The sequence below is a fragment of the Chloroflexota bacterium genome (assembly GCA_034717495.1).
Classification (GTDB): Bacteria; Chloroflexota; Anaerolineae; order JAAEKA01; family JAAEKA01; genus JAYELL01.
On the sequence record JAYELL010000087.1, the window covers coordinates 1 to 23,218 of the forward strand.

Here is a 23,218-nt window from a genome sequence, read left to right on the forward strand (position 1 = left end):
AGACCGCGGACGACGGACGGCTTTCAGAAGACCGCGGACGACGGACGGCTTTCAGAAGACCGCGGACGACGGACGGCAGACCGCAGTCAGCGACACGGAGATACGGCGAAAGAGGGACACGGCGACGCGGCGGCCAGAAGACGGCGGACCGCAGTCAGCGACACGGCGACGCGGCGGCCAGAAAACGGGAGTTACCCCGGTATGGACGATGAAAAGAGGACGCTTTCTGTGCTTGACGTGATTGGGGCCTACTCAGCGGCTCTGGCGGCAGGAGAGCCAGAGAGGATGGCGGCTTTGTTTGCCGACGATTATGAGCTGGATCTGGTCTATCGGGACGCGTTTGCCAGCGATGCCCTGTCGGGCGAGCAACCGGAGGCATTCTGGGCCTCCTGGTTCGCCAGCTTTCCCGAGATGGACTACCACGTGATCCGGACGGTGGCAGCCGAAAAGATTGTTTTCACCCAGTGGGAATTCACCGGGGTTAACTCCGGTCCCCTGGCACCGCCGATCTTTGACCGCGAGATCGAACCCACCGGCAGAACGGTCCGGTTTCGAGGGGTCTCGGTCTATGAGATCGAGGATGGCCTGATTCGCCAGGAAACGACCTACATCGATCTGGGCACCCTGTTGGTCGAACTGGACATCATGCTATGAAACCATCCCGAGATTCCATCCTGGGCGAGGTAATCCTCGCCGATCAGGTGATCTCAGAGGGGATGAGTGCAACCCGCCGGCGAAACACCATCTTTCTGCTGGCAGGCAGCGTTGCCTTGATGATGACCGGTTTCGGTATCATCATGCCTGTCTTTGCCCGGCGCCTGGGCGAACTTGGCGCGGGGGTAGAGGCCCTGGGTTTGATGACCATGTCCTTCGCCCTGGCCCAGCTGGTGGCAGCTCCTTTCATGGGCGCCCTGGCTGACAGAATCGGCCGCCGGCCCCTCATTCTGCTTTCACTGGCGACCTTTGCCCTTGCCAACGTCGGGTTTTTACTGGCGGACAGCATTCAGATGTTTGTCGCCATTCGGGCGGCCGAGGGCGCCCTTTCCGCCGGGCTTTTTCCTGCCGCCATGGGATTCGTGGCGGATGTATCGCCGAAACGGGATCGGGCCCGGTGGGTTGGCGTCATCATGGGCAGTTATGCGGCGGGCTTCTTCCTGGGACCCATCGTCGGCGGACTACTCTACGACAGCCTGGGATTCGCGGCACCTTTTCTCGCATCCGCGATCATGGCTACCCTGGCCTTCATCGTGGCGTTCATGATCGTTCCCGAAACCAGGACCGCTGAGGTGCGCAAACGGGAGCAGTTGCAGAAACGCCGATTCCAGGAACGACATCCCGGCAAAAAGGAGTCCTTGCTGGAATCTCTGCCCCGTCCGTTGCGGGTTTTTGCTGCCTTGCTGGCGATCGACTTCGTGATGATCTTTGCCTTTGCGTTTGTTGAGCCTGAGATGATCTTCTACGTCTACGATGACCTGGGCTGGACCACCGTGCAGTTCGGGGTCGTGGTCGCTGTCTATGGGTTGACAACTGTTCTGGGCCAGGGATTCCTTGGCCGGCTGAGCGATCAGTATGGCCGGAGGCCAATGATTGTTTTCGGCACGCTGCTCAATGCAGGGTTTTATGCCGGTCTGGCCCTGGTTACCTCTTTTCCCATATTTTTGCTGGTGGCCGTCATCGCCGGTCTCGGCGAGTCACTGGTGATGCCTGCCTTGAGTGCTTTCATTCTTGACATCACCAACGACCGGCACCGTTCACGGGTCATGGGGATCAAGGAATCGGCGGCCGCCTTGGGAGGTGTTGCGGGTCCCCTGCTGGTGGTTGCTATCAGTGATTACAGCACGCCAACCCAGGTGTTCACCGTGGCGTTTGTCCTGATGTTGGTGACAGCCGCTATCGCCCTGATCTTCCTGCGCGTTCCGCAAAAACGGGCTGTCAGGGTTGACGATGGAGCGCTTGAGTATGCGACCCAACGGGCTATGACGGCCCAGGCGGTTCTACATGGAATCGTCACCGCCGCCCAGGTTGAGCGGGCAAAACGTTATCCGACCGGCTCCTGGCCGTGAGGCGGCCAGTCGGGCTGAGGTCGGATCGAAGGAAAAAAACATGCAATACGGCATCCATAGTTACATCTTCACCGACCGCTGGACAGACGAGCGCTTAGGCATCCTCGATATAACCCGAGACCTGGGCGTGGAGGTTTTCGAGATCGCCGTGGGCGACGACGTCCAGTTTACCCCGGAGCTTACGCGCCAGCGTGCCAGGGCATTGGGAATGACCCTGACGATCAGTCCGGGTGGCGAATGGCCCCTTGAGTACGATATTTCGTCGGATGATCCAGCAGCCCGGGAATCGGGACTGGCCTGGCATGAAAACAATATCGACCTGGCGGCGGCATTGGGGGCGGTGGCCTACACGGGCGCGCTCTACGGGCACCCCGGCGTGGTCCAGCGGCGGGTGCCGCCGCCTGACGAAAGTCAGCGTGTTGCCGTCGGGCTCCATCGCCTGGCGGATTATGGTGAACAGCGGGGCGTGGCGATCGTCATCGAACCGATGAGCCATTTCAGAACCCATCTGGTCAATACGCCGGCCCAGGCCATGCAACTTATGCAGATGGCTGAGCACGACAATCTGAGCCTATTGCTCGATACCTACCACCTGGTGACCGAGATTCGGGATTACCGGCAGGCCATCCTTACCGTGCAGGACCGGTTATGGGGCGTGCATGCCTGCGAAAACGACCGGGGGGTGCCTGGCGGGGGCCTGGTGCCATGGCAAAGCATCTTCGGGGCGTTGACCGAAATCGGCTTTGACGGGATCATCCTGCTGGAGACCTACAATTCGGCCATTGGCGATTTTGCCTTCCAGCGGGGCATGTTTCACGACGTCTGTCCCGATCCGGTGGCCTATGTGGAGGAAGGGTTAGCCTTCCTGCGCGCGTCATCGATGCCACCGAATTGACCTGATGCTACCTGTCTATCGCAGGTCTAAAACTGCGCGAATCATTGCAAAGTAGTTCTCGTCAGGCACATAGTCGGCAACCGAGTTGCCGGTCCCTAAGGCGTATCCTCCCCGATCGGCGGTTTGAGTTAGTAAAGCCTTAGATCGTGCGTAGACTTCTCCTGGGGTAGACCGGCAGATGAAATCCAGATCGATGCCACCCAAGATAGCGAAACAATCGTGATATCGATCATAAGCTTCCTCAACTGACAAGATGGTATCTTCGTAGGAGTGCCGGGCATCAATGCCGATCTCAACCATATCATCTATGATGCGTTCGAAATGCCCGCAAGAGTGCAAAATCATTGGCTTACCGGCAGCATGCACAACTTCCGCAATCCGCCGGTGCCAGGGGAATACAAATTCCCGCATTTGTGTTGGCGAGAACATCGTCTGGGTTTTGAAACCCCAATCGTCATTATCGATGCAAGCCCCTACCGCTGGGTGAGCGGCGACCCGGTCATAAAATTGCACCAACCGAGAGCCAACATTCTGAAAAACTTCTCTCACCAATTCGGGGTCATCGGCCAACCAATAACACAGCCGTTCATATCCCACAATCTCGATGGCGTTTTCCAGTACGCCGCTGGGACCATCGCAAATGATCTTCATCCCGGCGGGTAGTGCTGCGCCCAACACGTTCAGAATGTCATAATCCGCTACTTCGGGATCAGGCCAAGGATAAGCTGCAAAGGATTCCCAGTCATGGATCAATCCGCCGGCATTGATGGAAACCGTCTGTTTTTCATAGACTCTCTCTGACGGAAATTTGAAACCGGGGACCAGGATCGTAACGTAATCATATCCGAGCCGATGGAAGGCAGTCATGACTTGTCGCTGCGCTGCGTAAGAGACATCTGCTTCGAATTCAGAGAGGGGGGCCAACCGCTGATATAGTCTATCATTGAGGAAAAACTCAAACAGGGTGGGACGCACTGGAACTTCGCGGCGTAACACCGTCAACAGATTATTGAAGTCCGGACTGGCAGGATGATCGGGGATTTGATTCCAATCAATCATCTATTCATCTCCTTGGTCGCAGGTTAGATTCATCAATAACTATCAGCTCCAAGCTTTTTGGGTCTTTGGAATTCCGCGTGATCAAGAAAAGAACCTTGTCATGAATTGCACGATTTAACACGAAAAAAACATTAGTGAAAACTCGAGTAATTCGTGGCAAAAATTTGAGACTTTGCTAAACTGATCACGCGAACTACCAGAGAGCCAGCTTTTTCAAGATACATAGTCAGGGTTGACTTCAGGAATTTTGGCGGCTACGGCTTCTCTCCAGGAGGCGAGCATAGCCTGAAGCTTTGCTGTCCGTTCAGGTTCTGCCCCGGCGAGATTATGTTCTTCGCCGATATCCTCCCTGAGGTTATAAAGTTCTACCTTCCCATCTTCAAAGAACTCGATCAACCTATAATCTCCAGATCGGATTGACGAGCCGGGGGTGCCTCCTTGATTGCCATAATGAGGATAATGCCAGAAGATGGCGTCGCGCTCCAGATTCAGCGAGGTGATCATTTGACTGGTGGATAACGTCCGACCTCGCTGCCGTCGGATGCCCTGTAGAGGATCACCAGCGGAGTCAGGTTGTCGAGGGAGGTGTTGGGGTCCAGGGCGAAATCATAGCTGTCGATGATGGTCTCTCCCGCACGCCAGGCGGTGGTGGGATAGGCCCAGTGGACCGGGATGGCATCCTGCGATTGCACGACGGCACCGTCAGGGTCCATCAGCCGCACCGATACCTTGAGTTCCTCGCCAATGGGGGTGTTTACCTGCCAGGCCAGCTGAACCCGCCGCCAGTCGGTGTTCCTGGCAGGCAGCGGACTGAACTCGAAGCCGACCAGGCTTAGCGAGTCGCCAAAGGAGGCATCCACGGGCGGCAGGGTAGTTGAGACCAGTTCTTCGACGGCTCGCACCCGAATCAGTGGACCGGCCGCTGACAGGGAGTGGTCCTGCAGGATACCGGGCAGTTCCCTTGTCAGGTAGACGGTTCGCCCTGCAGCCAACTCCCGATGTACCGCGGCCAGCCGTTCCGTCTCGGCATCAGCTGTCACCAATGCGACCTCCGGCCGCATATCTTCGGCCATCTGCAGGTATTGCAGCAGTGTGGTTTCGCCCAGCAGACCGATGATGGTGGCATCGTCCCGGCTGGCGGCGGCCAGCATGGCGCTGCCGCAGTTGTGGGCGCTCCAATCACCGGCCCGGTTGGGATGCAGCGCGGGCGCTCCGCCAACGACCAACACCTCGCTACAGGTGACGGCCTTGGGTTCCGTGCGTAAGGTCTGGAGGGCGTTGGCCAACGGATGCCAGAGCACAACTATCACCACCAGCAATTGAAGCAGTACAAGCCAGATTGCCGTGGAACCAGGCAGGGTCCGACGCGCAAGATCTTTCTCCAGTCCCTCGAAAAGCATCGTGAGGCCCGCTGCAGTCATCAGCAACCAGACCATGATGGCAGGCAGGAAGAAGACGTCGACATCGGAGGTGTTGTAAAAGGCTGCGAAGAGGAAATTGGCCAGGAAGACCAGCGCCAGAAAGGTCCATTGGCGGGGGAACCTGGGCCAGCGAAGCCAGCCCACCAGCCCGAACAGAAAGGCCGCGATACCGATCTGTTCGATCAACAATCGCAGGGGATAGGCAGGGGAACGCTCGACCGACAGGGGATTGCCGGAGAGGAAGGAGCCGTAATCGCTGGCCAGCACGTGGCGCCAGAATCCCTGCCAGGTGTTGCTGTAGCTGCCATCCAGGGAGGTAGTGCTCAGGCCGCGGATCGGCAGGTAGGCGTAGAGAAGCAGGGGAAGCAGGCCGGCGCCCACCAGCATCAGCAAGCGGCGGGGATCCCTGAGTACGCCCGGATCGGTCCATAGCAGGTAGACCAGCAGCCCCGGCAGTAACAACAGGGTCATGCGATGATGGGCCAGCGACAGGCCAAATACCAGCGCCAGCCACGGTTTGCGGGTACCGTTGCCCTGCAGCGCCAGCAGAAGGATCAGGGCGACGAACATGCCATGCAGCGCGTAAACTTCTGCAATGGTGGCCTGCGACCACCAGACCGGGCTCAGCCCGTAGATGATACTGGCGCTGGCGGCCGGCAGCCTGCTGCTGCCGAGCCGGCGGGCTACCAGGAAGATGAGACCAACGGTGATGGCCGCGGCGACCGCCGAAAAAAAGTTGACGCGATAAGCGGGGTCGTTGACCGGCAACAGGCTGAAGATCCAGCCCAGAATCGTGTAAAGGGGGTAGCCGGTGGGGTGGGCGATGCCCAGGGTCGGCAAGACGACCTGAAATTCCAGGCTGTCGTCGAATACGGTGGCGACCGTCGGAGCGAGAGTGGCGACGTAAAGAACCAGCGCAGCAAGGCAGATGCCGAGGGCCCACCAACGATCACGGGTGGACAACCCGGGCTGATCCCTCGCTACGCTGGTCTCAATCTGGCCGGAGTCGGCTGTCATCGGTATCCCTGCGTCTGCAGCTCGAAATGGTCGTAGCCTTGCCAGCCGTGGCTGAATGTGACCTCAAAAGGCTGCACGGCGCCAGCGGCGAGTGTGTTCATCTGGACAAAGTCGGCGTTGAGTATGTGGCCGCTCGAGCTGTAGAGGCTGATGACGACCCTCACATCGTTTGCCAGGTCACTGCCATCGTTTCTCACCTGCCCTGAGACGAGCAGGGTTTCATCCTGAATCGTTGCAGCGCTGGTCACAATCGTCAGATCAGCGTCCGCTTGAACTGTTGTGGGAAACCCGCGTGGCTCGACGACATAGCTGGCGATCTCGTCCGGCTCCACGGCGGCCAGTTTGAAGGGGCTGCGCTGGCCGGGCGCCAGCACCTGCAGCATGGTGGTATTCTGGTCGGCGCGCCATATATCGCCGTTGTTATCGTAGAAGGTTCCCACGGCGACGACGAATCTGGCGTTGCTGCTCATGTCGTTGCGCAGTTCGCCCACCACGGCCTGAAGGTGGTTGGTCTCCGTAAAGGTATTGGTGCTGAGCAGGGCAAAATCGTCCAGAGGCTCGCTGTCGGTCTCGCTGCCGGTTGCCGCCAGTGTGTAATCGTCGAAGTTGGGCGGCGTGCCCAGGCCAATATCGAAGGGAGAGCGTTCATCCGGCCGCAGCGGCGTGAGCATGGCGAAGGCACTGGCGGTATGTACGATTTGATCGTTCTGGGTCAGGGTCACCACCGCGCGCAGCAATCCCTGGTTCACCTCTGAAGCATTGCGTAGCTCGCCCACCAGGTGCAGGCCACCTCCCACGATGTCAACGTAGAGTTGATCGCTGGTCACGACAATGTCGGGTGGGACGTTAACCAGGGGTATGTAAATGAAGGTATCGCTGGTGCCGGCCCCGGACGCGATTACGGTGAACAGCACCGTCAGCGCCACAAAAAAGCCAACAACCAGATATGGACGACGCATCGCGCCCCTCCAGGGAAGCAAATCCGATGGTGTGACCATCGCCAGATAGCGGAATTATACTTCTTTTCAGGTAAGTTGGGTAAACAACGACGCCGTCCCTGGTCCTTGACAGATTTGCTCCTCCGGCTTATCTTGTGGAGGCTATCAAATACAACTTTGATCACAGAGGAGGCTGCTATGCCGGAGGATGCCCAGAGCATCTTTGACCACACCGAGGGCGTCGTGGGATTCTTCGGCGCCAGCAGCCTGGAACGTCTGCCGACCGGGGTGGCTATTTCGAAGCAAGCTGAGGACCTTGAGGATCTTCAGCCGTGAGGCAATCCAGTCGTTGAAGCGAGGGAGCTGGCATGTTATTGAAGCTGTTGTTCATTGGCCTGGGGGGATTCATGGGAGCCAACCTGCGGTTTCTGGCCGGCGTTTTTTTTGATACTCGCTATGGTCACCTGGGTTTTCCCATCGGCACGCTGATTGTCAACATTGTGGGCTGCTTTCTCCTGGGTTTCATTGCTACACTGTTGGAGGAGCGACTGATCGGCTTTCCCAACGCTCGGTTTCTGGTCACTATCGGGTTTCTGGGATCCTTCACGACCTTTTCGACCTTCAGTTTCGAAAGTTGGCGCTTGATCGAGGAGGGCAGCATGGGGCTGGCTGCGCTGAACCTGGGAGCCAGTGTCGTGTTGGGTGGGGTCGCCGTGGTCGTGGGAGCGGCCCTGGCCCGCGCGTTATAGAGGAGAACTGACAGATGACACTTATGGGACCTGGCCAACGGCTGACGATTTATATCGGCGATAGCGACCAGTGGCAGGGCAGGCCGCTTTACCGGGCATTGTTGGAGACGTTGAGGAGTGACGGTCTGGCAGGTGCTACGGTTGTCAAGGCGCTGGCGGGATTTGGTGCCCACAGCCGCGTGCATACGGCATCGTTGCTCAGGCTCTCCACCGACCTTTCCCTGGTCATCACAGTGGTTGACCAACCGGAACGGATCCAGCAAGCGCTCTTAGTGGTCGGGCCGATGGTGGTGGAAGGTCTGATCACGGTGGAGAATGTGCAGATTGTACAGTATCGCCACCGCGGCTCCCCCGAGCTTCCCCGCGATCGGCTTGTCCGCGCGGTAATGAGCAGGTCGGTAGCCACCGTGATGCCCGATACTCCCATCGACGAAGTAGTTCGTTTGCTGCTCCAGCGGGAGGTCAAGGCGGTGCCGGTGGTCAGCAGGGACTGGCGGGTCGTGGGCATTATCACGGGCGGCGATCTGCTTGAACGGGGGGGCATGTCGTTGCGTTTGAGCATTCACAGGGACCTGACCACGGAGGAGCTGGCGGATCAGCTCAAGGCCCTGCAAGAGAGTGGCAAAACGGCCGGGGATATCATGTCGCCTGGGCCCGTGACCATCGGGGAAAACGCCACCCTGGACCAGGCGGGCCGCATCATGGCTGCCAAGGAGCTAAAGCGTCTGCCGGTAGAGGATGAGACGGGCAAACTGGTGGGGATTATCAGTCGATTTGATCTGCTGCAGGTGCTGGCCGCCGACGGGATCGAGATCGCGGAAACGGCGCCCCGGCAGCTTTTGTCAGGCAAGAGCAGGGCGACAGCCGGCGAGGTCGCCAGCCAGGATGTGCCCACCGGGCACGCCGATACGCCTCTTCAGCAGGTGCTGGACGAGTTGGTGGCCAGCTCTCACCGGCGTGTTGTGATCACCGACGACACTGGTCGCGTGGTGGGCCTGGTGACCGACCGGGCACTGCTGGAGTCGATTGAGCCAGAAGCCCGGCAGGGTGTCATGCAACGTTTGGCGGCCCGATTGCCCTGGTCAAAATCGCGGGCGGGTGTCTTTCCTGCTGATAGCATTGCTGCCGATGTGATGGTAACTGAGGTATACAGCGTGCTCGATTCCGCGTCCCTGGCCGAACTGCTGCGGGAGATGCTCGAGCGGGGTGTCAAGCGGTTGTTGGTCCTCGATGCCGAAGGAAGGATGGTTGGCCTGGCTGAGCGCAAGGCCGTGATGAAGGCATTGTATTCAGCAGAAAGCTGTTGTTGACAAAATGCCTCGTCGATGCTATAATTAGAACATATGTTCCCTTTATTCGTGTTGTCTCTGTAAGCATGGTAACGTCGAAGCAAGCGCAATTGAGCGAGCCCAGGATTTCTATAGCAAACTCTTTGGCTGGCAATTTCAGTCGCCTCCTGGCATGACCGCGTACTGGACCTTTGGCACCGGCGCTGAAACAGGTGTCACAGGTGGTGGCATGATGGCGCGGCAACAGCCGGGACATGGCATAACCAACTATATTGGCGTCGAGAACCTGGACGAATCGGTGGCCCAGGTCACGGCCCTTGGCGGCCAGGTGATGATCCCCAGGCAGGCGGTGTCAGGCATGGGCTACTTCGCCTGGTGCGCCGATTCCGAGGGCAACCAGTTTGCCATGTGGCAGGACGACGAATCGGCGGCATAGCCGGTTTTTGCCGTTGTCACTGTGGGGAGATCGTACGTTAGCGAGATCTCCCCGCAGGCTCAACCGATCTCGTCCGTGAGCGCCGTTCTAAAGTAACTGCTCAGGCTGAAGGTTCTGGGATGTCTGCGGCGTTTGGATCGGGAAGCGCAAAGGTAGCGAAGAGGGGAAACCTTGTTCGTGCAGACCCGAGGAACGAGTTTCGTTGAAACGGCAAGGGGAACCTATTTGTGTCAGGCAGCAAACCAGGAAAAATCATCGTATATGGCAGTTCCGTCTGCCCGATGGTACCGGCGGTGCGAAGCACACTTCGGCGCGCTGATGCCGAGTACGAGTACATCAACATCACCTTTGATGCCCTGGCCCGGCAGCAGGTTGTCGAGATCAACAATGGCTACGCCAGTGTACCGACCCTGGTATTCCCCGACGGCAGCACTTTGACCGAGCCCTCCTCCCGTGAGCTCGAAGCCAAACTGCGTTCGGTTGGCCTGGAGGTCGGCGATGTGACCTTTCTGGACAGGATCCAGGATTTCGCAGAGAGCCCGTTTGTCAGGATGTTCGGCATCGTCTTCGTGGCCATCGGGATTATCAACAACACCCCAATCCTTCTGATGGCTGGGCTGGTCCTATTGGTGTTGGGGCTGTTGACCCATTACCTCAGAAGCGCCACGCGCTCGAGCAGGTAGACATGACGATCTATCCGAGCCACGCACTGCAAACGGTTGCGCTGCACACCCAGGGCTTGACGACAGAAACCGGCACGACGGGTCCTGTTGATCCTGACACGCTTTGCCAGACGATCGAACGCATTGGCTGCATCCAGATCGACACGCTGCAGATGGTCCATCGCAGCCACTACGTCATTCTCTGGAGCCGGTTGGGCAGTTACGATCTGCAGGACCTGGATCGACTGGCCTACGATCCGGAGCACCGGCGCCTTTTCGAGTATTGGTACCATGGTGCATCGCTCATCCCGTTGAGCGAATATCGCTATCGCCTGCCGATGATGCTCCGCTGGCGCGAGCGTAGCTCGGACCGTTACTGCAAGTGGCTGGCGACGCCGGGCAACAGCGGGCTTCAGCGTGATGTGTTGGCAAGGATTGGCGAGCAAGGCCCACTGCGAGCCGCTGATTTCAAGGATGATGGGCCCAGGCGCAATGGCTGGTGGGATTGGAAGCCGGCTAAACGGGCTCTGGAGTACCTGTTCAACGAGGGCAGGCTGATGGTTAGCAATCGGTGGAACTTTCAGCGGGTCTTTGATCTTACGGAGCGGGTGTTGCCGGCGCGGGTAGATACCCACATGCCCGAAGTCGATGAGACGTTGCGCCACGTGTTGAGCCGCTCGTTGCTGGCTCTGGGGATCTGCCAGCCGAAGCAGCTTTCCGACTACACCTACGATTTGAAGTGGGGCACGGCGCGTCCTTACATCGAAGCCATGGTTGCCGGAGGGCAGTTTGTCGAGGTCGAAGGCCGGCTGAGTGACGGCTCCGCGCAGGCACTGATTGCGCATCGAGATCGGCTTTCCTTGCTGGAGCAAGCCGCAGACGGCGCTTTGAAAGGGCAGCGCACCACCTTTCTCAACCCCTTTGATCCCCTGTTTTATCCCGGGGGTCGAGATAGCCAGTTCTGGGGGTTTGAAAAGGTGCTGGAAGCCTACAAACCGGCATCTCAGCGGCGCTGGGGCTATTTTTGTTTGCCCATACTTCACGGCAACCAACTGGTAGGCCGTTTTGATCCCAAGTTGGAACGCAAGACTGGCACGCTGCGGCTAAAATCGCTGTTGTTTGAGCCGCACGTTCAGGTTGATGACGAAATGATGGCAGCCATCGCGGCGGCCATGCGCGATTTTCTGGCTTTCCACCAGGCCACAGATCTGGTCATCGAGCGCAGCCAACCGGCAGACGCCGGCGACCGGCTGTTGGCACTGGTCTAGTTCCCGAGCCGATCGAAGAGTTTAAGCTCCCGCAGGCTACGTTGGGTCAGAACCCCCTTCCATTCTCGCTCTGCCTGGGGCCACACGTCGGGGTAGTTGGGACCCCATGACCAGGTAGGCGACCAGGCGCCATCGTTACCCTGTGACTGAATCAGGTAGTCCAGGTTCCGGGGCAGGGAGTCTGCGAGTACGTCCAGGAAGGGAGAGTTGGGGGAAAGGGCCACGTCCAGAGGCCGCATGCAATACCCGGCCCACTGTTCCGGCGTTCGGGCGACCTTTTCGTCGATCATGGGAAATAACAGATCAACCAGACGGATTTTGATATCCTCTGGCAGGTTTTTGGTTTCCACCAGCCGGACGTAGCAGAGCAAGTCGTGTACCTCCAGGGGTTCGGGCGGCGCTTCCAGGTGGGTTATCACGGCTTCCGTCAGTTCCTGGCGCAGGTCGGCCGATGAGAGTCCCGGATACTCGTACAGGTAGCCTAAGATTTCTGCCCGGGGATTGGACTTGAAACCGCGCCAGTGTTCGGCCAGATCGTCGTCGTAGAACCACCAGGGGGCATGGGGGTCGCTATTGTCGTTGGGGGGGATGATGGGCCAGACCTGTTGCTCTGCGTCGTAAATGCTGAGTAGAAAACGCATCGCCCCCTTGACCAGGGCATCTTCTTCACTGGCTCTCACCCTTCGTAGGACCTGCATGGCCACGGTGGTAGCGATGGCCGATGAAGCGGGGAGGCGCAGATCAGGTTCCAGGCCGTTGCCGAAACCACCGTCAAGGTTGTGGTATTTGATCAGATCCTGGTGTACGACATCGCCGCTGTCACCGGTGAAGTGGAATCTGTTTAGCGAGCGTTCAAGGGGACGGGCCTTGCGAAAGATGAATGCCTGCGCCCGGTTAAATGCTTCATTGGAAAGCTTCATGGGGGCCTCCTTGTTCCTGTTTCTTTTCCAACCGTCAAGGGTTGGAAGGATTATAGCCTTGCGAGGGACTATCTGTCAACGGGTGGAGTGCCGAACATGTTCTGCCGGGCCTCCGACATGACCATTTCCCCAGCTTAGTCGTCCGTTGCTGGTGGCACAGGCTGATCGAATGCCAGCGCAGCCTGAACAGGCAGGTTCTTCTCCACGTCGCTCTGGACTGGGAAACCCGCCAACGTCGTCAGGTGTTGTCGAAGATCAATCTCTTCATCCAGATCGGACTCCGTCAGGGCGTTGCCTCCCAGGCTCAGCAGATGGCGATTCCCGGCGGGGATTCTGTCGCCATCTCTCACGAAGAGCGGCACCCGGCGTTGCTTCAGATTTTCCATTGCACCGGTCCAAGTGCCACCCTTTCCCTTGGATGCGCTGACGACCAAGGCCCAGTCTGCCAGGGCATAGATGGTCTTGTTTCGTCCCATGGCCTGGCCCACTGTGAATCCTGCCTCAGGTCTGTAGGGCGAGGTCAGAACCAATCTCTCATCGAGCAGGGCCTGCCGATTGCCGCTGGCCAACACTGCCCAGGCAAGGCTGCCCGGCAGGATACCAATAACAGTGCCTCCAGCATCCAGTGTTGCCCCCATGGCCTCGGCATCTATTCCCCGGGCCGCACCAGAGATCACCTGGATCCCCTGAAGGGCGCACACGTTGCCAACACGGCGAGTAAACTCACCAGCCTCCGGCTCGGCGTTACGGGAACCAACGACGGCCAACCCACCTTCTGAAAGCAGATCGACATTACCCGCGCCATAAAGGATGGGAGGCGCCGAACGTTTGAGGCGTTCCTTCATCTGTCTGGGATAGGAAGAATCCGCCCGGCTGAGTACCCACATGCCCTGATTGGTCCATCCCTCAGTAGCCAACGCCAGAGCTGTACCCCGGTCGAGCAACGCGCCGACCCTGGAGACTTCGACGCCCTCTGGTCGCTCCTCCTGGAGCTGAATCATCACCGATGGCCTGAGCAGATCGCCTGGCCTCATCTCGCTGGCTCTCAGCCAGTCTGCAACACGGTTGTACTCGCGAACATTCAAGGCCTTGATCTCTGTCGCAGCGGGTGTACCCAATGGCCCGCACAGCAAGAGGATCGCCTGCGTATCTTCACTCAAAACGTGATTGTTCATTGCTATCCACTCCAATCCGGCGTGGCCATTGCCAGGGCCAGGGGATATACCGGGCCGCTGCCGGCCTCCCTCAATAGCGCCGCCGCAACGGTCAAGGTCCAACGAGAATCGACAATATCATCCACCAGAAGCACAGGTCCGCCGATGCCTGACCAGGGCTGGATCGAGAACACGTCTGCCAGATTGGCGGCCTGCTGAAAACTATTCTGCATGATCTTCTGCGGACTGTTCTCCCGCACCTTGCTGATGGTCCCCGAGAAGGGCAGGCCCAGGTCCCGCGCAATTGCCCTGGCTAAATCTTCCACCAGAGTGGGCCGCCGCAAGGAAGGTATGCAGGTCACCCAGGTAGGAAATGGGTGGAGCAGCCAGCGGGACCGGATCATCTCGATGGCGCCCGAGACCAGCCTGTCGTCGAACGACCCGGTGACCTGTTTACCCTGCTCGACCATGGCGCCCCAGCCGGCGTCGCCCCACAGACACAGCGCTCGTCCTTCCTCTGGGCGCAACGCCGGGTCGATTGTGCCACACCAACCGTGAGATGCCAACCCATCGCCGATCCAGCGCTTGCGCTGCTCGATGACCACCTCGCTGCGCCGCAGGAACTCCACGGCCTGCAGAGCCATCTGGTGGGAGTACCCGGTGGGAAGCAGGGGTTCGCCAACACAGGAGGCGCAACGTCCGCAGACAGAGGCCTGGGGATCACTCAGCTCCCTGCGCAGGAAGGCCATCAGGCATTCATCTGTGTTCAGGTATGCCTCCATCTGGGCCTGCTCGGCCCGTCGGAGCTCGCTCAGTCGCTGTATTCGCTCCCGGTCGGGCAGGTAATGAACCGGCGTGCGATACCAGCGGGATCCTCGCTTCGTCACCGGAGACGGCGTCTGGACGGCCAGTACTTTCAGGACCTTTTCAATCTGGCCGTGACTGAGGTTTACCCGACCTTTCAGCATGGTGAGCGAGAGTCCATCCCCGGCGCCTGCCAGGGCTTCCATCACTGCTGTGGCGTGACCCTCAGGTGGAAACGCGCTGCGGATGAAGTGTTCGGTAATTTCTTTATCCTCAGCGCCACTCAGCATGATACCATAGGCGTCGTCCACCGCGCGGCCGGCTCGGCCCACTTGCTGGTAGTAGTGCACCACAGAGCCTGGCCGCTGGTAGTGTATCACGAAGCCTAAATCGGGCTTGTCGAACCCCATGCCCAACGCTGTCGTGGCCGCCAGTGCCTTGACGCCGTTGGCCAGCAATCTGTCCTCCAGCTCTACCCGGGTATCACTGTCAAGCCTACCATGGTAGCTGTGCGCAGCAATGCCCTGGATCTGCAGCCACTCGGAAACCCGCTCCGCGTCCTTCACCGTAAGCGTGTAGATAATGCCGTTGCCTGGCAGTTTGGGCACTTGCTCCGCAAGCCAGGCCAACCGCGCTGCCTGGCTCGGCAGCGCAATGTTCTGGAGGCGCAGGCTATCCCTGGCCAGGCTGCCTCGGATCGTCGTCAGACCGGGGCCCAACTGTTCTGCCACATCGGCCACCACACGATCGTTGGCTGTGGCTGTGGTTGCCAGCACGGGCACATTGCGGGGCATTGCCTGCACAATGCGCGTTATGCGCTGGTAGTCGGGTCGAAAATCATGGCCCCAATCGGAGATGCAGTGGGCTTCGTCGACCACAAACAGGCCAACCTGTTGAACCGTGGGCAACAGAACCTGTTCCCGAAACTCCTTGTTGGCCAGCCGTTCCGGAGACACCAGCAGGATGTCGATCTCACTGGCCAGGAAGCGGTCCTGCACCGAATACCACTCATCCCGATTGCTGGAGTTGATCGTGGCAGCCCGTATTCCGATTCTCTCCGCCGCCGCGATCTGATTTCGCATCAAAGCCAGCAGAGGTGATATCAGCAACGTCGGGCCCGCCCCCAGATCCCGAAGGAGTCGGGTTGCCAGAAAATAGACCATACTCTTTCCCCAGCCGGTATGTTGGACTACGAGGACCCTGGATCGTTGATCTACCAATGCCTGAATTGCCTCCAACTGGCCGCTGCGCAGCAGAGCATTTTTGTTTTGTAGTGCTTGACACAGCAGATCAAGCACCATCGCTTCACTCGACATTTTCCCCCCTCAGTTCCTGAATAGTGTTGGCCAAAGGTCAGGGCGGCTCTGTATCTTTGAGCTCCGTGCCTTGGTAAATCTCATTGCCTTCGTGGTCCAGGCTTTCCCCTCACTGCCGACAATCTCAAGCGATTCCGCAGATTCCGTGCCGCTAGTATGCCATATGCGGCAGGTTATTGCAATGGAGAATCTTACTGGCTGTCACAGCTCCTTGCGGAAGAACAGCTCGCCGATTCCACCCTGGTTGATTTCAGAGATGACCCCACATTCCTGGAATCCCACATGCCGGTGCCAGGCCTGCGGTTCGGGCTCGTCAACCTGGGATGAGCTGTAGAGAGCCGTATGTCCCTGCTCCCTCAGGAATGCTTGCGCAAAGTCCAACAAGGCCTTGCCGACACCCCGACGGCGGTACTCAGGTTGGACATGGATCAGGGCAATGTAGGGCACCAGTGACCAGAGATATTCAAGGCGCAGATAACCGGCAGGCAAGTCGTCGAGGGTGGCGATGATGACTTCCTCTTGTTCGATCTTGCGAAGGAGAATCTCTGATGTGATGAAGCCATCCTGGCCAACGAAATCCAGGTCCTGGCCGGTAGCGAAACGCCCATGGATTTCCCCTGTCCGACTCTCTTGTCCTTCACTGTGCGTAGTCATGTGGTCACTCCGGCAACACCAGGCGAGCCACCAGAACCGGTGGAATCTCGCTGTATCTGCTATCCCGGCTGAGGCCGTGGCGCCGGGGCGGTTCCCCCGGAGGAAATGCCCGTTCCTCCATGCCATCCGGGTATCCTCGTGGGCCCGCGTCAGATCGTCTCTCATAGTTTTCGACTCCTCAATTTGCCATCAAGACCCCGCGACGGCGCCTGCGGTTTTGCAGGCTCTCCACTGAATAGACCAACAAGGCCGTCCAGATAATGGCGAATCCGACAAGGCGCTCCGGTGGGAAGACCTCACCGTAGACGAATACGCCAAGCATGAACTGCAAGGTTGGCGCAATGTACTGCAGTATGCCCAGGGTGGTCATGGTGACCCGTTTTGCAGCAAAGGCGAAACATAACAGCGGCGCTGCTGTAATGACACCCGACATGGCTAACAGGAGCTGGAAAGCCGGGCTGGCATGTCCAAAGGCGCCGGTTCCTGCCTGTTGCAGGCTAAAAAGAAGAAGCAACGCAGGCAGGAATAGCACGCTCATCTCCACGGTCAATCCTTCCAGGGAACCGAGAGGGGCGATCTTTCGCAACAGCCCATAGAAACCAAAGGTGAGGGCCAGGGTGAAGGATACCCACAACAGGCCACCGATGTTGAACACCAGGTAGGAGACGCCAACAGCTGCAATGGCAACGGCCAGCCACTGCCCTGGGCGCAGTCGCTCCCGCAGGAAAACAAGCCCGAGCAGCACATTGAGCAGGGGATTGATGAAATAGCCCAGACTTGCTTCGACGATGTGGTTGTTGTTGGTTGCCCAGATGTAGGTGAACCAGTTGGCAGCCAGCAGGGCGGCGGTGACGACGAAGGGTAATAACATGGCTGGACGTGCACGAGCCTGGTCCAGCCACTGCCAATTTCTGCGAAGCAATAAGAGTACCAGGACCACCACCAGCGACCAGACGATGCGGTGTCCAAGAAGCTCCAGCGCCGGCACAGCGGAGACGGCTTTCCAGTAGATCGGCAAGAGCCCCCAAAGGATGTATGCGACGGCTGCAGCCAGGGTGCCTTGTCTCATGAGTTCCTTCAAACTGGAAAGATCGTTCTACCCCATGCTCTGGACCCAGGAAATCCTCCTGGGGAAGAGCACGTTCAGGATTTCTGTCGCCTGCGGGGTGGCCCAACAATCGGGAAAAGCATGCAGCAGTTCCGCCAATGATCGGTATGAAAAGAGCAGTTTCAAAAAGACAAGGGGAGGAAAGGCTGCATCGCTTTGATCTTCGCCTGGCTGGGATACGACCTCTGCAAGCCTGCCTTTCTCAAATTTCATCCGCAGCCCATCCTCGTAGAAGGAGAGACACAGGGATTCATTCAAGTCACTCAGGCCAGCATCTGCCAGCCGGCGCTCGAGCACCGGTTTTATCCGGTTGACGAGGGCAGGGAGATCGGGTACCCGGACATACCACGCATAGGGCCGATCCAACGCACTTAATATTTCCTCCAATGCCTGATAGGCTGGATGGGTCATGCCCAGATCGAAGGTCAGTCGCACGACTTCATCGCTAAGCTGGTGCTGGAGCGATTGGCATATTGTGGGCAACAGTTCTGAAAGGCCCACATCCTTTTCTGCAACCAGATCGGTGACTACCAGCCGGCCATCGAACAGTGGGGCCAGGGTGCGGAAGAATCCTGCGGTTGATTCGCTGTGGTCCTGGAGGAGCCAATTCCTGGCTTCAAACAGCGAACCAGGGCTGTGTCCTGTAAGGTCAAAATGCCAGCGCTCGCGGTCCCTGTCCAGAACGAGCAATTTGCCGGCACACTGCTGCTGGTACAGTGAGCTAAGGGCTGGAATATCGATGGTCTCGGCTGGTCGCACCTGGAACCGGGGATGCGCCTTTTCGGCCAGGGCTTCAAGATCGGCCAGCTCCAGGTGGCGGCGACCGCCAAAGGTTAGCGCATACTCATAACCAAAACGGCGATACCACCATGGGTTGCCAAGAATGGCCTGCACCAGGTGGCCGTTCTCTTCGCTCTCCCTGTGGAGCGCTTCGATGATCGCACGGGTCAGGCCCTGGCGGCGATAATCTGGATCGGTCCCGACGGTTTCGATCTGGCCCACGGTCAGGGCAATGCCGTCGTATGTCCAGGTTTGAGGGATGAGACATGCCAGGCTGACGATCTGATCGGTACGCCGTTCGACCGCCAGCAGGAAGCTGGCGGCGTTCATCGTCGGGTGGCGACCCGACATGGCATCTCGGGTCCATATACCCAGCCGGGAATCGTCGTGGAGTCGGCTATTGAACTCGGCGACCGCGTCCACGTCGGCTGGAGAGGCCCGGCGCAAGACAACGTTGGGGTTGGCTACAACCATCCTGCCCTTTCGAAAACAGAATCGATGGGGATTGTACAGGGGTGCCGGAAGACTGTCAACTGAACCCCGCAGTAGGCGTGGAGATGACGCCCCTACGTGCATGGGTAAGGAAGGCACCGAAGGTTGACGGAAAGGGCGTTCGGCCCTATACTGCCGTGTCTTGTGTATCCGCTATTTCTCTTGTGAGGGCAATCATGTCAGACCAAACCACTACCAATTCTTGCCTGAACTGCAGTCGTTCCGAGGAGGTCGTTCCGTTGCTTTCGCTGCGCTATACGGGAAGTTCGGCCTGGATCTGCAGTCAATGTCTTCCGCTGCTTATTCACGAACCGCACAAACTGGTTGGGAAATTGGCCGGCGCCGAGACCCTGGAACCGGCGTCAGACGATCACGATTGAGCGTTCCTGCTGACCAGAGTCTCTGAATGGAGCAACCATGCCGTTCACCCATCTTGACTCCGTTGAGCCGGAGGAAATCATCGCCGGTTTCCACGGCAAGCTGATCCATACTGACAACCTGACAATCTCGTTCTGGCAGATCGAAGCCGGCGCAACGCTACCAGGCCACAACCATCAGCACGAACAGGTCACCGCTGTCCTGGAGGGGCGACTCCAATTTGTACTCGACGGCGAGGAACGGGTGTTGGAGCCCGGGGCGGTGGCGGTGATTCCTGGCGGCGTGTTCCATTCGGCTCAGGCCCTGACTGACTGTCGGGTCGTCGACGTGTTTCAGCCGGCTCGCAGTGATTATCCGGGCCAATTTCATCGGACGGAAGCTGCAGCCGACTAGTTTCGGAGCAGGGCGGCCTCGCTTTGCCTCAAACCATCAACGCCAGGAAGTGTTCCAGGTCCTGAAAGGCCGCCTGGGCCGCGGGGGAAATCGTCGGCATCATCAGTATAAAAGCGTGGTCGGCGCCGGGGAATTCCGCCAACACCGAGGGTACGCCTGCGGCTTGCAGCTTCTGGTGAAGATCTCTGGCGTCGGGCGCCATGTCAAAGGCATCTGCGCTACCCTGCAACAACAGTGTGGGTGGAGAATCTTCGCTGACCCGGTAGTTGGGCGAAAGCCGGCGAAAGAGCTGTGGATCCTGGTCCGGCGTATTTCCCAAGACCGCCGCGATGTAATTGGGGGCCTCCTGAACCTTCATTCCCCAGGGCACCAGGCTCGTCAGTTTGAGCACCATTTCGACGGGCCACTGAATCGCCTTCGTCCAAGGATCGCTGTCCAGCATCGCCATGCCCTGTTCGATATCCTCGTGGCGGAGCAGCATATCGATCGGAGCGTAGAAGGAAACCACCGCGCGCACCGAAGTGTCGCCATCGATTTCAGGGGGCTGGAATGCGGGGTCGCCGGGGGTGTAGGCTGCCATCAGCGCCAGATGTCCTCCGGCCGACTCGCCCATCAGCACGATTCGTTCCGGATCGACCTTGAAGTCAGCCGCGTTTATTTTCAACCAGAGGATGGCTCGGTTGACGTCGACCACCATGGCTGGCACCAGCACGTCGGGCGCCATGGTGTACTCGATGTCCATGATAGTGTGTCCCTGCCGGACCAACCGGCGGAACATGGGGCGGGTCCCCAGGTCTTTTTCGCCGATACGCCACGCGCCGCCGTGGACAAAGATCACAGCCAACCCGGTCCGCGGCACGCCCGCGGGCGGCTGCCAGATGTCCGCCTTCAGTGCCCGGCCGGTTTCGTCGTTGATGGCGAAGACCACGTCATGCTGAAAGGAGTCGCTGGAGGGAGGAAGGATCAGCGGCCAGCGTCGGGCAGCCAGTCTGCTGCGCAACTCCGGTGGCACGCGAGTTGGCCAATTGGGTCCGAAAGCCTCTGAAAAGCCATCATGGGGTGCCACTACTCGGATTATGTAACGGGCTGCCAGGCCTGTACCGACGAGGCTGCCGGCGGCGGTGACCAGCTGTCTCTGCCGAAGGGCTGCCAGAGAGACGATGGCGCCAACCAGGGCCATCAGAGGTGACAATGATGTGGCCAGCACTCTGGGAATCCAGATGAAGAGACGGGGTCCCATGCCCGTGAAGCGGATCGGAAGAAGGAGTCCGGAGAGTGTCACAATGGAGGCCAGAAAGCGAAGGAGATAATTCATGCTGCTATCCTCCGAATGGTCGAGCGTCGGAAGTAGAGAAGTGGACAGGTAGACAAGTAAATTAGTAGACAGGTTAGCCGATGGACCAGGCGCCGTGTGCCAGGCTAATGGTCAATTGTCAGTGGTTAACGATCAATTGTTAACACCTGCGTCGGAACCCAGTGCATGCTGGCACACCAGCAGGCGTACCGTGACGCTAGCAAGCGGTGCGAGAGCTAGGTAAGGCCACCGAAAGGTGAGAGCTAGCGGGCGGTGCGTGAGCTAGTACAGCCCGGCGTAGATTCATGGATGGTTTTTGTAGCGCAATTTTACAATTTGCACCTGGACAATTTGGAAAATTGTCCTACAACATCGACCACGAACTTATGCCTGCTTGTACCAGGTGTGGCAGAGGGCAATTGTGGCCCTGCAATGCTTCAAAGAGCGCGTTATCGACGACAGTTCGACTTCGCTAACCGCAGGCTTTCTGTCGATCCGGATTCCGTAAGCGCCAACTGTTTCCCCATTCCCCGTCTACTTGTTTCCTTGTTTCCCTGTTTCCTGTCTACCTGTTTCCCGCGGCACCCGGCCATAGATTGCCGTCAGTTCCCGCAGCCGTTGCTGGATATCGTCCGACAGGTCGTCTGTCAGATAGCGCCACTGCCAGTTGCCGCTGGGCACGCTGGGCACGTTCATGCGATCCTCGCTGCCCAGACTCAGCAGGTCCTGAGCTGAGGAGACGGCCATCCTGGCTACCGAGGCCCACGCCAGGCGAATGAAATCCCAGGCCAGATCGCTGGTGTCCTGCTTTCCGAGGTACTTCAACGCGTTGGCGCGTTCACGGGGCTGGGAGGTGTTTTCGTACCAGCCCATGATCGTGTCGTTATCGTGGGTGCCAGGGTAGACGACCCAGTCTGGCGAGTCATAGTTGTGGGGCAGGAAGAGGTCGTTGGCATCGCTGCCAAATGCGAACTGCAGGATCTTCATGCCCGGGAAACCGAAGGTCTCCATCAGGTGATCGACCCCCTCTCGGGCTTCGGGGGTAAAGTCTCCCAGGTCCTCGGCGATGATCAGCAGTTTGCCCAGTTCTTTTTCCACCATCTCGAACATGGCTGGTCCCGGGCCCATCACCCACTGGCCGTCGATGGCGGTCTCAGCCTCCGCCGGGATTTCCCAATAGTTGTAGAAGCCGCGGAAGTGGTCGACCCGGACAATGTCCACCATGGTCAGCATTGCCCGGAAGCGATCGGTCCACCAGGCGTAACCTCGCTCCGCCATCACCTCCCACCGGTAAAGAGGATTGCCCCATAGCTGGCCTGTTTCACTGAAATAGTCGGGCGGCACACCGGCTACGACGGTCAGCTGGCCTTTTTCGTCGAAGTAGAAGAGATCGGGATGAGCCCAGGCATCGGAACTGTCGTTGGCCACGAATATGGGGATGTCGCCGATAAGTCGGATGCCGCGCTGGTTGGCGTAGGCCTTCAAAGCCAGCCACTGGCGGAAGAACTGCCATTGCAGGTACTTGTGAGTCCGGACAGGCTGCGCAAGCTCAGTCTGCCAGCGCGCTATCGCCTCCGGCTGGCGCATGCGTATGTCCATCTCCCAGCTGCCCCAGGGTGCGCCATCGTGGACGTCCTTCAAGGCCATGAACAGGGCGAAATCGTCGAGCCAGTCGCCATTCTCGGCGCAGAAAACCTCGAAGTCCACCAGAAGCTCCATGCTTGCTTGCTCGCTGAAGGCCTGGTAGGACTGCTTGAGCAACGGCATTTTCCATGCGATGACCCAGCCGAAGTCCACCTTGTCCTCTGGAAAGGGAGGCAGGTCCTGATTAATGCTATCCCAGGATAGCAGCCCATCGCCGATGAGCTGCTCCAGATCGATCAACAGCGGGTTGCCGGCGAAGGCCGAAAAGCATTGGTAGGGTGAATCCCCGTAGCCGGTGGGGCCCAGGGGCAGCACCTGCCAGAGCGATTGCCCGGCCTCCTGCAAATAGTCCACGAAACGATAGGCGTGTTCGCCCAGGTCACCAATGCCATAGCGGCCCGGGAAGGAGGTGGGGTGGAGCAGGACGCCTGCGGAACGGGTGAAGGTCATGGCGGGTCTCCGGGGAAAGGGCATGAACGTGGCG

Annotated in this window: 22 protein-coding genes; 10 read left to right on the forward strand and 12 right to left on the reverse strand. The window is 58.9% G+C overall.

Annotated features, from left to right (window positions below):
- Window positions 1–201 precede the first annotated feature (201 nt).
- From U9R25_15915 to U9R25_15925, 3 genes are read left to right on the forward strand one after another with little or no spacing between them, the layout of a single operon-like run.
- Window positions 202–654 (forward strand): nuclear transport factor 2 family protein, encoded by a 453-nt coding sequence (locus tag U9R25_15915; protein MEA3337385.1) that lies wholly within the window; start codon window positions 202–204, stop codon window positions 652–654.
- Entirely contained in the window at window positions 651–2,063 is a 1,413-nt protein-coding gene (locus U9R25_15920) for an MFS transporter (GenBank protein ID MEA3337386.1), read from the forward strand. Before U9R25_15915 ends, U9R25_15920 begins: the two co-directional genes overlap by 4 nt.
- Window positions 2,064–2,103: 40 nt before the next feature.
- Window positions 2,104–2,958, forward strand: a complete 855-nt coding sequence (locus U9R25_15925) for a sugar phosphate isomerase/epimerase family protein (GenBank protein MEA3337387.1) — start codon at window positions 2,104–2,106, stop codon at window positions 2,956–2,958.
- A 15-nt stretch (window positions 2,959–2,973) separates the two neighbouring features.
- On the opposite strand, the gene U9R25_15930 is transcribed toward U9R25_15925, so the two are convergent.
- The 4 genes from U9R25_15930 to U9R25_15945 all read right to left on the reverse strand — a co-directional run bounded on the left by U9R25_15930 (window position 2,974) and on the right by U9R25_15945 (window position 7,414).
- Window positions 2,974–4,017: a uroporphyrinogen decarboxylase family protein gene (locus U9R25_15930; protein MEA3337388.1), complete on the reverse strand. Its 1,044-nt coding sequence runs from the start codon at window positions 4,015–4,017 to the stop codon at window positions 2,974–2,976.
- Between the two features lie 213 nt (window positions 4,018–4,230).
- Window positions 4,231–4,521 carry a DUF4976 domain-containing protein gene (locus tag U9R25_15935; GenBank protein ID MEA3337389.1) on the reverse strand — a complete coding sequence of 97 codons (291 nt, stop codon included), beginning with the start codon at window positions 4,519–4,521 and terminating at the stop codon, window positions 4,231–4,233.
- Window positions 4,518–6,455 carry a DUF2723 domain-containing protein gene (locus tag U9R25_15940; protein MEA3337390.1) on the reverse strand — a complete coding sequence of 646 codons (1,938 nt, stop codon included), beginning with the start codon at window positions 6,453–6,455 and terminating at the stop codon, window positions 4,518–4,520. Before U9R25_15940 ends, U9R25_15935 begins: the two co-directional genes overlap by 4 nt.
- A complete protein-coding gene (locus U9R25_15945) occupies window positions 6,452–7,414 on the reverse strand; it encodes an FxLYD domain-containing protein (protein ID MEA3337391.1) in 963 nt (320 codons plus the stop codon). Before U9R25_15945 ends, U9R25_15940 begins: the two co-directional genes overlap by 4 nt.
- Window positions 7,415–7,591: 177 nt before the next feature.
- On the opposite strand from U9R25_15945, the gene U9R25_15950 reads away from it, so the two are divergent.
- The 6 genes from U9R25_15950 (at window position 7,592) to U9R25_15975 (ending at window position 11,797) form a co-directional block, all read left to right on the forward strand.
- Window positions 7,592–7,729 (forward strand): phosphoenolpyruvate hydrolase family protein, encoded by a 138-nt coding sequence (locus U9R25_15950; GenBank protein ID MEA3337392.1) that lies wholly within the window; start codon window positions 7,592–7,594, stop codon window positions 7,727–7,729.
- Window positions 7,730–7,761: 32 nt separating this feature from the next.
- On the forward strand, window positions 7,762–8,142 hold the full coding sequence (gene crcB, locus U9R25_15955; GenBank protein MEA3337393.1) for a fluoride efflux transporter CrcB: 381 nt from the start codon (window positions 7,762–7,764) through the stop codon (window positions 8,140–8,142).
- Window positions 8,143–8,156: 14 nt separating this feature from the next.
- Window positions 8,157–9,452: a DUF190 domain-containing protein gene (locus U9R25_15960; protein MEA3337394.1), complete on the forward strand. Its 1,296-nt coding sequence runs from the start codon at window positions 8,157–8,159 to the stop codon at window positions 9,450–9,452.
- Window positions 9,453–9,540: 88 nt separating this feature from the next.
- A complete protein-coding gene (locus U9R25_15965; GenBank protein ID MEA3337395.1) occupies window positions 9,541–9,867 on the forward strand; it encodes a VOC family protein in 327 nt (108 codons plus the stop codon).
- A gap of 227 nt (window positions 9,868–10,094) precedes the next feature.
- On the forward strand, window positions 10,095–10,550 hold the full coding sequence (locus tag U9R25_15970) for a glutaredoxin domain-containing protein (GenBank protein ID MEA3337396.1): 456 nt from the start codon (window positions 10,095–10,097) through the stop codon (window positions 10,548–10,550).
- A 2-nt stretch (window positions 10,551–10,552) separates the two neighbouring features.
- Window positions 10,553–11,797: a crosslink repair DNA glycosylase YcaQ family protein gene (locus U9R25_15975; protein MEA3337397.1), complete on the forward strand. Its 1,245-nt coding sequence runs from the start codon at window positions 10,553–10,555 to the stop codon at window positions 11,795–11,797.
- Here the strand turns inward: U9R25_15975 and U9R25_15980 are convergent.
- From U9R25_15980 to U9R25_16005, 6 genes are all read right to left on the reverse strand, one after another.
- Window positions 11,794–12,717: a hypothetical protein gene (locus U9R25_15980; protein MEA3337398.1), complete on the reverse strand. Its 924-nt coding sequence runs from the start codon at window positions 12,715–12,717 to the stop codon at window positions 11,794–11,796. The two genes, U9R25_15975 and U9R25_15980, sit on opposite strands and share 4 nt — an antisense overlap.
- Window positions 12,718–12,851: 134 nt before the next feature.
- A complete protein-coding gene (locus U9R25_15985; GenBank protein MEA3337399.1) occupies window positions 12,852–13,892 on the reverse strand; it encodes a DNA-processing protein DprA in 1,041 nt (346 codons plus the stop codon).
- A gap of 2 nt (window positions 13,893–13,894) precedes the next feature.
- The gene (locus tag U9R25_15990) at window positions 13,895–15,991 is read right to left on the reverse strand and encodes a RecQ family ATP-dependent DNA helicase (GenBank protein ID MEA3337400.1); all 2,097 of its coding nucleotides are present in this window, start codon (window positions 15,989–15,991) and stop codon (window positions 13,895–13,897) included.
- A 201-nt stretch (window positions 15,992–16,192) separates the two neighbouring features.
- On the reverse strand, window positions 16,193–16,645 hold the full coding sequence (locus U9R25_15995) for a GNAT family N-acetyltransferase (protein ID MEA3337401.1): 453 nt from the start codon (window positions 16,643–16,645) through the stop codon (window positions 16,193–16,195).
- Window positions 16,646–16,823: 178 nt separating this feature from the next.
- Window positions 16,824–17,714, reverse strand: a complete 891-nt coding sequence (gene rarD / locus U9R25_16000) for an EamA family transporter RarD (protein MEA3337402.1) — start codon at window positions 17,712–17,714, stop codon at window positions 16,824–16,826.
- 27 nt (window positions 17,715–17,741) lie between these two features.
- Complete coding sequence (locus tag U9R25_16005; protein MEA3337403.1) at window positions 17,742–19,007, reverse strand: GNAT family N-acetyltransferase; 1,266 nt, start codon at window positions 19,005–19,007, stop codon at window positions 17,742–17,744.
- 435 nt (window positions 19,008–19,442) lie between these two features.
- Here U9R25_16005 and U9R25_16010 point away from each other — a divergent pair, with 435 nt between their 5' ends.
- Window positions 19,443–19,796, forward strand: coding sequence for a cupin domain-containing protein (locus U9R25_16010; GenBank protein MEA3337404.1), 354 nt, complete (start codon window positions 19,443–19,445; stop codon window positions 19,794–19,796).
- Between the two features lie 28 nt (window positions 19,797–19,824).
- On the opposite strand, the gene U9R25_16015 is transcribed toward U9R25_16010, so the two are convergent.
- On the reverse strand, window positions 19,825–21,111 hold the full coding sequence (locus tag U9R25_16015; GenBank protein ID MEA3337405.1) for an alpha/beta hydrolase: 1,287 nt from the start codon (window positions 21,109–21,111) through the stop codon (window positions 19,825–19,827).
- Window positions 21,112–21,624: 513 nt separating this feature from the next.
- Window positions 21,625–23,184 carry a 4-alpha-glucanotransferase gene (gene malQ, locus U9R25_16020; GenBank protein ID MEA3337406.1) on the reverse strand — a complete coding sequence of 520 codons (1,560 nt, stop codon included), beginning with the start codon at window positions 23,182–23,184 and terminating at the stop codon, window positions 21,625–21,627.
- Window positions 23,185–23,218: the final 34 nt, after the last annotated feature.